General features: G+C 72.8%; 2 protein-coding genes. Both read left to right on the plus strand.

Features of this window, described 5'->3' with window-relative positions; genetic code table 11:
- The first annotated feature begins 145 nt into the window (after window positions 1-145).
- Window positions 146-9,850: a SpvB/TcaC N-terminal domain-containing protein gene (locus tag HLI28_RS00575; RefSeq protein WP_171245557.1), complete on the plus strand. Its 9,705-nt coding sequence runs from the start codon at window positions 146-148 to the stop codon at window positions 9,848-9,850.
- 43 nt (window positions 9,851-9,893) lie between these two features.
- Window positions 9,894-12,326 carry an NAD-dependent DNA ligase LigA gene (ligA, locus tag HLI28_RS00580; RefSeq protein WP_171245558.1) on the plus strand — a complete coding sequence of 811 codons (2,433 nt, stop codon included), beginning with the start codon at window positions 9,894-9,896 and terminating at the stop codon, window positions 12,324-12,326.
- Window positions 12,327-12,363: the final 37 nt, after the last annotated feature.

Raw genomic sequence — 12,363 nt, forward strand, 5'->3', positions numbered from 1 at the left:
CCATCCTCCCAGAGGTGCACCCTGGTCCGGCTTCACCCGGGTGAGATCCCGGGCAGAGGACCCTCCCGCCCGGCCGTGGCGCAGATCACATCCTTACTCTCGGGGGAGGTCGGGCGGGCGTTCGGCCGTGCGAGAGGGGACTCCCATGGCCGCAGGACCTGCCCGGCGCGAGCGACGCACGGCGGCACGACGATGGACCACGGCCACCGCGATGGCGGCCTCGGCCGCCCTGGTGGTGACCCTCACCGCGGCACCCGGCGTCGCGGAGCCCCTCGCGGACCCCGCCGTCGGGACGCTCGACGACGTCCCCGGCACGTCGCCGGACGATCTCGGGGGTGTCGACCTCGCCGAGCTGGACTACGGGGACCCGACCGAGGCGCTGTCCCTCGTCGAGCCGCCCGACCCGACGAGCGCCGGGGCCGCGCAGATGTCCTACCCGGTGCTCGTGCCGCCCGGCCGCGCCGGCGTCGAGCCGGACCTCGACCTGACCTACGACTCCTCGGGCGGCAACGGCTGGCTCGGCCTCGGCTGGGACCTCGACGCCGGGGCGATCGCGGTCGACCCGACCTACGGCGCACCCCGGTTCGCCGCCGACGTCGAGACCGAGACCTACGCGCTGGACGGCGCACGGCTGTTCCCGCACTCCATCCGGGACGGCGGCGACTACGGGGCGCGCGAGGCCGGGCCGCGCACCGACTTCGTGCGACAGGTCGAGACCGAGTACGAGCGCATCGTCCGGCACGGGGACACCCCCGGCGCCTACTGGTGGCAGGTCACCGACAAGGACGGCACGGACCGCTGGTACGGCGGCGACCCGGACGGCCAGGGACAGGTGCTGACCACCGCGGCCGGGAACGCCTTCCACTGGCCCCTGACGTACGTCGAGGACATCTCCGGCAACGTCATGCGCTTCGAGTACGACACCGCGACCGGGGTCGGCTACGGCAGCTCGTCGAGCGGGCCGGGCCTGGAGATGTACCTGCGGGAGATCACCTACACCGGCTTCGACGTCGAGCCGGACTCGGAGGGGGTCGTCGACGACCCGCCGTACAGCGTCTACTTCTTGCGCGACGGCGACGTCGGCGGCACCACCGTCGCCTCCGGCGGCTCCGTGGACGCCCGGCCCGACCCGCTGGTGGACGCCTCGGGCGGCGCCCCCGTGGTCACCGCGGACCTGCTGCGCGAGATCCAGGTGCGCTACCACGCCCCCGGTGCACGCACCGACGACGGCCCGGGCGAGATCGACGCGGGCAACCTCGGCGAGCTGCTCGGCGGGTACGCGCTGGAGTACAAGACCGGTCCCTTCGACAAGAGCCTGGTCAAGCGCGTCGGCCAGTTCGGCGGTGACGGCGTCGTCGAGGCGTGGCACCGCATGAAGTGGTTCGACGACGTACCCCGCGACGGGGACGCGTTCGACCTGTTCGGGGACCCGGTCCGCTGGGACACCGACACCGACTCCTCGGTGAGCACGGGGTCGAACGTGTCGGCCTCCAGCGCGCTGGCCACCTCGTTCCGCGGCGGTGCCGAGGGCGGCTCGTACATCGGGTTCAACCCGGTGGCACCCAGCAAGATCGGCTCGTTCGGCGGGTCGTTCAACCTCTCGGGCGGCAACAGCGAGGACGTCACCACGTTCATGGACATGGACGGCGACAGCCTGCCGGACCGTGTCTGGGTCGAGAACGGCGCGGTGAAGTACGCCCGCAACCTCTCGCGCCCCGGTGACGACCTGTCCGGTCACGCCGACCGGTTCGGTGCGCCGATGACGATCGACGAGGCCAAGATCGGTACCGGCACCGACTTCGGCGTCGACCTGCACGCCGAGTTCTACCCCGTGGCCTCGACCCAGGTCGGCGGCTCGTTCGGGTTCGACTGGGCGGACCGGTACTTCTCGGACGTCAACGCCGACGGCCGTCCCGACCTCATCAAGAAGGGGTCGAGCGGCTGGCAGGTGTTCTTCAGCGTCTACGACGAGTCGGACGGCTCCATCGAGTTCGTGGCCTCCTCCGCCGGCACCGCGGTGCCGATGGGCAGCTTCTCCTCGGAGCTCGCCAGTGCCGAGCCGGAGGGGGTCGACGAGCTCCTCGAGGCCTCCGCGCCGCGCTACGACACCGTGCGGCGGTGGGTCGCGCCCTACGACGGCGTCGTCGACGTCACCGGGACCGCGACCCTGGCCGACGCCGGCAGCTACGACGGCGACGGCGTGCGGGTCATGATCGAGACCCTGGACACCACGCCGAAGCGCCCGCTCGACGAGACGCTGACCGGCGCGAGCCCGAGCGTCGACCATGCCGTCTCCGTGTCGGTGGACGCCGGCGACGAGATCTTCTTCCGCACCCACGTCATCGACAACGGCACCGACGACCTCGTCGAGTGGGCGCCGGCGATCAGCTACTCGTCCGTCGGGTCGGGCGTGTCGACGAGCGACCCGCTGCCGGACGCGCAGGGACGCGACGTCCTGTCCTACGACGCCGCCGAGGACTTCACGACGTTCGGGCGGGACGGCGGCCGCACCCTGCTGCCGAACCCCGGGGAGGTGACCCTGACGGTCACTCTCGAGCGCACCGGCCTGCTGACCGACGACGTCGAGGTCGTCGCGAGCCACGGGCTCAACGCCGGCTCGACCGAGGGCACCTCGTCGGTCGTCACCCTCACCCCCGACGGAGGTGCCGAGGGGCTGCTGGGCGCCGGTCCGGCCCCCGGTGACGAACCCGAGGCACCACCCGGGGAGGACCCCATCGAGGTCGCCCCGACGTCGGTGGAGCTGACCTACACGTTCGACGTGTCCGAGGTCGGCCAGGTGGCCGAGCCCGCCGGCTGCTTCGACGACGGTGACGCCGAGGACTGCGACAGCGTCGTGGACAACCCCGACTGGCTCGCGCTGGAGGTCGCCTCGGACTCCCCGGTCGACCCGCGGTCGCTCGCGCTGGATGTCCAGCTCGAGCTCGCCGACCCGGTCGCCGAGACCGGCCCGAACGGCGAGGCCACGCCGGACGACCTGCCGGCCGACGCCGTGCTGCCGTCCTCCACGGGGCCCGTCGTCATCCCGTCGGTGCGGGTCTTCTCCGTCTCCGACGAGGTGACGGGGCCGTACCTGCCCTGGTCGCCGGACGCGGCCGGGACCTTCTCCCTCGACGTCGACGTCGTGGCGGACCGGATCTGGGACTACCTCGAGGTCGAGCCCGGCGACGAGGCGTGGGCGTCCTCGCCCGCCGTGGTGACGGTCAAGAGCGAGGACGAGCACGGCATCGTCGGCGTGGTGGCCAAGTCCGACGAGTTCACCGTCGAGCACAACCACGACGACGGGCCGTTCGTGCTGCCGTCCGAGTACCGGGTCGAGGGGGAGACGACCCTGGACTTCGACGCCGAGCCCGGCCAGGACTACTGGGTCGAGGTCTCCCTGCACGACGCCCCGATGGCGGCCCACGTGCTGGAGAACGGCAGCCTGAGCGTCGTGGCGACGTCGGACGACGACGAGGACGACAAGGGCGCCGACGACCTGACCGCCCGGCTCGTGGCCCCCGACGTCCAGACGGTGTTCGCCTCCGGCAACCGCGGGTGGACCGCCGCCGGCTACGACGCCGACCACCCCGACATCCCCCGCGACGACCCCGACGAGCCGCGCGGCGACGCCCTGCTGCAGCGCGAGCACTTCGAGCTGGAGCCGGAGGGCGTCGACGACTTCGACGAGGACACCGAGATCCCGGACGCCCCGGACGCGACCGAGGTCGCCGGCGAGCCCGGTGACCTGGGGTCGTCGGCCGACAAGGTGGCGGACTCGTTCGACAAGGCCCTGCCCTACTTCCCGCTGCCCGGTCCGGACGGCGACGCCGCCGACCGCTGGCGCGCGGCGTCCGAGGAGGGGCTGTTCGTCACGGCCACCGGCATCCGCTCGACCCGTATCGGCGAGGAGATCGCCGTGGTCGACCCGGGCGGCACGTCCGGCGGCTCGACGAGCCCGGGCAGCAGCGACGACGCCCGCCCGGCACCCCGCGTGCTGACCATCGACGGGGACTTCAACGCCGCGCTCGGTCTCGGGCCGGCCAGCCTCAGCGGGGCCATCGGCGGCGGCCGGACGGTCACCGACTTCCAGGACCTCAACGGCGACGGGTTCCCCGACGTGCGCTCCGGCAGCGACGCCGACTACACCGGTCCGCGCGGCGGCAGCCTGGACAGCGGCAGCGAGGTCGAGAACACGATCTCGACGGCGGTCTCCGTCGGCGGCGGTCTCGGCGGGTCGCCCGTCTCCATCGAGGGCAGCGAGCAGACGAAGACCTCCGCCGGCAGCCCGACGGTCGGGGCCCAGAACGGGACGTCCAAGAACAAGACCCGCGGCATGAGCATCGGGCTGGGCTTCTCGATCCAGGGCCAGTGGACCAACCCGTTCGGCGACAACACCGACGGGCTCGACGGGGGCGTCGACGACCTCCTGCCCGACGGCGACAGCACCGGCCAGGGCGTCCAGGTCAGCGTCGACCTCGACGACGTCAACGGCGACGGCGTGACCGACCTCGTGGAGACCTGGTCCGAGAGCGGCGTGCAGGTGGCGCTCGGCACCGGCTACGGATACGCCGACCCGGTGAAGTGGTCGGGCGGAGTGTTCGAGGCCTCCGAGAGCGTGTCGGGGGCGCTGTCCGGCGGCTTCCAGCTCAACGCCTACGAGTTCGGCGGCGGCGTCGGGGGTGCCGAGGGCGGGACCCTGTCCGAGGCGTCCTGGATCGACGTCGACGGCGACGGGGTGCTGGACCGCATGGTCTACGCCGACGGCAACGAGAGCGCGCCGAAGACCGTCTTCGGTGCGGCGGACGGCAACGGTCGCACCGCGAAGGTGCTGGGCACGTACCCGTCGCCCGACTTCGGCGTCGGCGACCTGACGATCGACAACCGGGCCGACCTGGCCCGCAGCACCTCGGTCAACGGCGGCTTCGACTTCACCGTCTCCGTCGGCCCGATCTGCCTGGTGGCCTGCTACGTCATCATCAACCCCGGCGTGCACGGCGGCTACGAGCGCTCGCGGACCGTCGTGGACATGACCGACATGGACGGTGACGGCCACCTCGACGTCGTGGAGAGCCTGACCGACGAGCACGTCGAGGTCCGGCTGAACCAGGCCGGCCGCACCAACCTGCTCCAGGCGGTCAAGAACCCGCTCGGCGGTGCTGTCCGGGTGGACTACGAGCGCACCGGCAACAGCATCGTGCAGCCGAACTCGCTGTGGGTCATGAGCGAGGTGGAGTACGACGACGGGCGGCCCGGCGACGGCACCGACGTCCAGCGCCGGGAGTTCTCCTACTCCGGCGACGCCTACGACCACCTGCACCGCACGATGCTCGGTTTCGACGCGGTCGAGCAGCGCGAGTACGACGTCGACGCCGACCCGGCCGACGGCCCGTCCTACGACCCGGGTCTGCAGCGCATCACCCGCTGGACGTACCGCAACGACACCCCGTTCGACGACGGGCTGGCCGAACGTGTCGACCTGCTCGCACCGGGTGACACCGAGGGCGACGACCGGCTGCTGGAACGGACCGACACCACGTGGGAGCTGGCGCACGTCGTGGTCGGCGAGCCCGGTGCCGGCGAGCCCGCCAACGGCGACGAGTTCACCGGCGTCGTGCCCGACGTCGGGGACCCGGCCCGCACGGCGCTCTTCGACCTCGCCCTGGCCCCGCGGCTGACGTCCGAGACGTTCACCCGGTTCGACGCCGACGGCGACGGGCACGCCCGGACGACCGACTTCACCTACGACGGGCTGGGCAACACGCTCACCGCCGTCGACCACGCCGAGACCGGCACGACGGGTGACGACACCACGACGGTGACGACGTATCCGCCGTGCACCACGCCGCGCTACGGCGGCGACGACAGCTCGTGGGTGCAGGTGCCCGCCACCGTGGCGGTGCACGCCGGCACCGACGACTCGGGTGAGGTGCTGAAGTACCGTGACGGCAGCCTCGACCTGTGCGGCAACGCCGTGCCGATCCGGATCGTGGAGACGCAGGGCCAGGACGTCTGCGGCGACGACGTCGTCGCGGTGACCGAGATGGCGTTCGAGCCGTACGGCAACTACGACGCCGTGCGGTACCCGGCGAACGTGCTCACGGGCGAGACCGACTCCTCGGCCTGCGGCGGCACGCCGCCGGCGCTGCCCGAGGAGTCGGTGTTCGAGGGCTGCGTCCCCGCGGCAGACGCCCCGCAGGACGAGGTGGACGCCGCCACGCGCGCTGCGGAGGAGCAGCGCTACTGCGTGGACTACGTCTACGACGACCACCGCGTGACCGACATCGCCCAGGTGACGGACTCGCACGGGGTGACCTCGACCTCGACGTACGACTACACGGTCGGGCTGCCGGCGACGACGACGGACGCCAACGGCAACACCACCGAGTACTGCTACGACGCGCTCGGGCGCATCGCCGCGGTGGCCACGCCCCGCGAGTCCGGGGACTTCGCCTGCGACGGCAGCGGGTCGGGCCCGGCGACGGTGACCTACGCCTACGGCGGGTTCAACTCCGACGGGCACGCGTGGGCGGCCGCACGCCACCACGACGCCGTGCTCGCGGACGGCACCCCGGCGGCCGACACCCTCGACACCGCGGCGTTCGTCGACGGCATGGCACGCGTGGTGCAGCGCAAGCGGGACGCGCAGGTCGTCGCGCTCGGCGACACGCCCGCGATGGTCGTCGAGGGCGCCGTCGACTTCGACGCCCTGGGGCGCGAGGTGCGCGAGTGGTACCCGGTCGTGGAGGAGGTCACGTATCCCGGGGGCGGCGACCTGCCGCCGGGTCTGAGGACCTACAACACCCGGAACTCGTCGGGGGACCCGGCCGACACGCACGTGCCGGTGACGGACCCGACCCAGCGCCGGTACGACCTGCTCGACCGGCTCACGCGGGTGGTGCTGCCCGACGGCAGCGTCGAGCGGCGCTCCTACGACATCACCGAGCCGCCGCACCTGAGCCACCAGGTCGCGAGCGTGACCGTCACCGACCCGCTGGAGCGGGAGGTGCAGCGGTTCTCCGACGTGCGCGGCGCGGTGCTGGCCGTGGTGGAGAGCCCGGCGCCGACCGGCGGCACCACGGACGGGCTGCTGGACGCCCTGCCGGCCGCCGGGATCGGCGACGAGCGGATCGTGGAGTCCGCCCGGACCGGGACGACGCCGCTGCTGACCACGTACGCCTACGACCCGTTGGCCCGCCTGACGAAGGTGACCGACACGGCCGGCGCGGTGAGCCGCTACGGCTACGACATGCTGGACCTCGGCACGTCCGTCGAGACGCCCGACTCCGGGCTCCTGGAACGGGCCTGGACCCCGGCCGGGGACGTCGCGGAGACGGTCGACGAGGTGCGCCGGGCCGAGGGCACGTCGGTGGCCTACGCCTACGACTTCGACCGGTTGCGCAGCATCACCTACCCGGACGACACCGGCGACGTCGAGTACACCTACGGCGACGAGCTGGGGGCCGGCGCGCCGGGCAACAGCGAGGGCCGGGTGGCTCGCGAGGCGACCCCGGCGGTGGCCCGCGAGTACGCCTACGACGTGGACGGCAACGTCTCCACCGAGGCGGTCACCCGCGGCATCGACCCGTTCGGCATCGGCCAGGACGAGCCGCAGCCCACGTGGGCCACGCGGTGGCAGTACGACTCGCTGCAGCGCGTCGTGACGCTCACGTACCCGGGTGACGACGGCGGCACCGGCGAGGTGCTGCACCACGAGTACGACCTGGGCGGCCAGGTCTCCGGGCTGTGGTCCCTGGCGCCGCAGCACGACGCCTACACCGTCGAGGGTGATCCCGTGCCGCGTCCGGACCGGGAGATCGTCTACGTCACCCACGCCGGTTACGACGAGTTCGGCGAGGTGCGCACCGTGACCACCGGCACGGGGGTCACCACGGAGAAGGACTACGACCCGGACCGCCGGTTCCTCACCGGGATCGCGACGGACGCCGCCGCGCAGGAGCAGTGGGACGGTACGACCTCGGTCGCCCGCGAGCTGCAGGAGCTGCGGTACTCCTACGACGTCGTCGGCAACGTCACCGACGTCGCCAACGCGCTCTACGACGGCGGGTCCGCCGGGACGCTCGACGAGCTCGGCGACATCCCGGCGAACAACCTGCCCGGGCCCGCCCAGCAGGCGTACACCTACGACCAGCACTACCGGCTGGCCGGGGCCGAGGGGCGCTACGTCGACCGGCAGGAGGACCGCACCTACGAGTACACCGCGGACCGGACGCCGAACGGCAACCTCGTCGACGTCACCCAGGCGACCGCGACCGAGTCCACGACCGGCAACGGCGGGGGCAAGGGGCCGGGGCGCTCGCAGCAGAAGACGAACTCGAAGAAGGGCGACGGCTCGTTGCCGGACTCCGGGTCGACGGACGAGCCGCAGTGCGACCCGTACAGCGGGTCGGGCGGCGGCTCGGACAACCAGGACCCCGAGTCGACGTACGCGTGGCTGGACCAGCAGTTCGACCCCGACCACCCGCACCAGGTGGTCCGGGCGGGCGGCCGCAGCTACGAGCACGACGTCAACGGCAACATGACCGGGTGGACCGAGCCCTGCGCGAGCTCGGACTCCTCCGAGCTGGACCGCCGCATGGTGTGGGACGCCGAGGACCGGCTGGTCGAGGTCGGCGAGGACGGCAACGACACCGAGTACCGCTACGACGCCGACGGCAACCTGGTGCTCGAGCGGGGGCCCGGCGGCACGTACTTCTTCGTCAACGAGGCCTGGCGGCTCGAGAACGACGGCCACCGGTACGCCGAGATCTACCTCGGCACGACGAAGGTCGCCAGCCACCGCACGGCCCCGGCGCCGCAGCCTCCCGAGGGCTGCGACCCGACCGTCGACGAGAACTGCGTGTGCGACCCCGCGACCCAGGCCTGCGCCTGCGACGTCGGGGCCGCCGACCCCGACGGCGACGGGCTGTGCCCGCCGGTCGAGGACCTGTACGTGCAGTTCTTCCACACCGACCTGCAGGGCAGCCTGCGAGTGGTGACCGACGAGGTCGGCAGCGTCTTCCAGTACCTGGAGTACCTGCCGTCCGGTCAGAAGTGGGTCGCCGGCCAGAGCCGGATCCAGGACACCCCGTACCTGTTCGCCGGCGGGTGGAACGACAGCACCTACAAGACGGTCAACTTCGGCGAGCGGTGGTACTCGTGGCGGGACCAGCGGTTCCTGTCCACCGAGCCGCTGCTCACCGAGGACCCCGACGCTGTCGTCGCGGACCCGGGCCTGCTCTCGGCGTACACCTACGCGGCGGCGAACCCGCTGCGGTACGTCGACTCCGACGGGCGGGCACCCGTCAGCGCCGGCCAGAACTTCGAGAAGAACAAGCAGGGGACGTTCACCGTCTCCGACACCACGCGGGCGAACCGGCCGTCGCCGGCCCGGTTCGGGCAGCTCCTGCTCAGCTACGACGCCGCGGGCCAGGCCCGCCAGCAGAAGTGGCAGGACGCCTCCGACAAGGTGGACAAGTTCTTCACCCTGCTGCGGTTCAAGGCCTCCGGCTCGCTGCGTAGCCCGTCGATCAAGCTCGAGGGCATCTCGCTGTGGGACATCGGCAAGAGCTCCGACTCCGCCGGTGCCCAGGCCGGGGGCGGTCAGCAGGGCGGGGCCGCGAACGGGCCCAACCCGGGCCCGGGCAACGCCGGGAACCAGGGCGGGGCCGGCGGTCCGGCGGCCGGCGGCGCGGCGCCGGGCGGCCAGGGCGCCCAGGGCGGTGGTGCCGGTGGCGGCGGCGTGCCGGCGGCCGCGAACCGCGGGCGGTCGGCGTCCTTCGACGCCGCGGGCGGCGGGGGTGCGCTCCCGCAGCCGGCGTCGGCCACCAGACCCCGGTCGGCGTCCTTCTGAGCCGCGGACGTGCGGTGTGGGTGTCCCACGGCAAGATGGGAGCGTGACCGACACCGACGCCACCCTCGACCCGTCCACGCTCGACGAGGCCTCGGCCCAGCGTCGCTGGGCCGAGCTCGTCGCCCTCGTCGAGGAGGACCAGGCCGCCTACTACCAGCACGACGCGCCGAAGGTCTCCGACGCGGAGTACGACGCGCGCATGCACCAGCTGGAGGCGCTCGAGGCCGCCCACCCGGCGCTGCGCCGGCCGGACTCGCCGACCCAGCGCGTCGGCGGGCAGGCCTCGACCGCGTTCGCGAACGTCGACCACCTCGAGCCGATGCTGTCGCTCGACAACGTGTTCAGCACGGACGAGCTGCGCGCCTGGGACGCACGGGTCGCCCGCGACCTCGACGTGCCCGGAGGCGCCGTCGGCTACCTGTCGGAGGTCAAGATCGACGGCCTGGCCATCGCGCTGCTGTACGAGCAGGGGCGCCTGGTCCGCGCCGCCACCCGCGGGGACGGCCGGACGGGCGAGGACATCACCGCCAACGCGCTGCGCATCGCGCAGATCCCGCACCGGCTCGACGGTGACGAGCACCCGGACGTCGTCGAGATCCGCGGGGAGGTGTTCATCCCGACGGCGTCCTTCGCGCGGCTCAACGAGCTGCAGGTCGAGCTGCGCGACCGGGCGGTCGCCGAGGCGCGGGAGCGTGCGGCCGCCCGCGAGTTCGACGAGGACCGTGCCCGCGTGGCCGCGCTGCGCCGCTTCCCCCAGTTCGCGAACCCGCGCAACGCCGCCGCCGGCGGGTTGCGTCAGCTCCTGGACAAGAAGACCGGGCTCGAGCACGAGGCGGGGCTCGCCCGCATCGAGGCGTTGCGCCTGTACGCGCACGGTGTCGGCGCGCTCCAGTGGACGGAAGGGCAGCACGAGGAGCTGGCCAACCTCTCGGACGCCTACGACCTCTTCGCGCGGTGGGGCATCCCGATCTCTCCCCACAACCGGGTCGTGGAGGGCGTCGACGCGGTGCTCGAGATGATCGACCACTTCGGCGAGCACCGCCACGACATCGAGCACGAGCTGGACGGCATCGTGGTCAAGGTCGACGCCCTGGCCGACCAGCGCCTCCTGGGCGCCACCAGCCGCGCGCCGCGCTGGGCGACGGCCTACAAGTACCCGCCCGAGGAGGTGAACACGCGTCTCCTCGCGATCCAGGTCGGCGTCGGGCGGACCGGTCGCGCCACACCGTACGCCGTCATGGAGCCCGTCCTGGTCGCCGGGTCCACGGTGCGCCAGGCCACCCTGCACAACCAGGACGTCGTCAAGGCCAAGGGCGTGCGCATCGGCGACATGGTCGTGCTGCGCAAGGCGGGCGACGTCATCCCCGAGATCCTCGGCCCGGTCACCGCGCTCGCCGACGACGGCTATCCCCGCGAGGACTTCGTGATGCCGGCGGACTGCCCCGAGTGCGGGACGCCGCTGCGGCCCATGAAGGAGGGTGACGTCGACCTGCGGTGCCCGAACGCCGAGTCCTGCCCCGCCCAGGTGCGGGGCCGTGTCGAGCACATCGGCTCCCGCGGCGGGCTCGACGTGGACGCGCTCGGCGAGGTGACCGCGGCGGCCCTGACGCAACCGCTCGAGCCGAAGGAGCCGCCGCTGCGCACCGAGGCGAGGCTGTTCGACCTGACGCTCGACGAGCTCGCGCCGATCCGCGCCGTGGTGCGGGACTCCGAGACCGGCCTGCCGAAGGAGTGGGACGGACGCGGGGAGTCGGCCGAGTTCGAGATGCCGGACGGCTCGGTCCAGACGGTCAAGGCGGTGCGGCCCTTCCAGAAGAAGCGCAAGCTGTCCAAGGTCGACGAACGAGCAGCCGTCGAGGCGGGGGAGTCGTTGTACGAGCCCAACGCCCAGGCCACCAAGCTCCTCGACGAGCTCGACAGGGCGAAGGTCAAGGACCTGTGGCGGATCCTGGTCTCGCTCAACATCCGGCACGTCGGCCCGGTCGCGGCCCGCGCGCTCGCGGACTGGTTCGGCTCGCTCGAGGCGATCCGTGCGGCGTCCCGCGACGAGCTCGCCGCCGTGGAGGGCGTCGGCCCGGTCATCGCGGACGAGGTCCAGGCCTGGTTCGACGTCGACTGGCACCGGGAGATCGTCGATACCTGGGCCCGCGCGGGCGTCCGCTTCGAGACCCCGGGACACCCCGGGCCGGCGGTGATGGCGGAGAAGGCCGCCGAGGGGCCGACGGGCCCGCTCGCCGGGCTGACCGTCGTCGTCACGGGGTCGCTGGAGAACTACTCGCGGGACGGCGCGAAGGAGGCCGTCGTCGCGGCGGGCGGCAAGGCCGCCGGGTCCGTGTCGAAGAACACCGACTACGTCGTGGCGGGGGAGAAGGCCGGTTCCAAGGCCACCAAGGCCGAGCAGCTCGGTGTCCCGATCCTCGACGAGGCGCAGTTCACGGTGCTGCTCGACGGCGGCCCGGAGGCCCTGGGCGACTGACTCGCATCCGGACGGGGCGACGGACGGCCCGGACGTC

Source organism: Isoptericola sediminis (genome assembly GCF_013085345.1).
GTDB classification, from domain to species: domain Bacteria; phylum Actinomycetota; class Actinomycetes; order Actinomycetales; family Cellulomonadaceae; genus Isoptericola; species Isoptericola sediminis.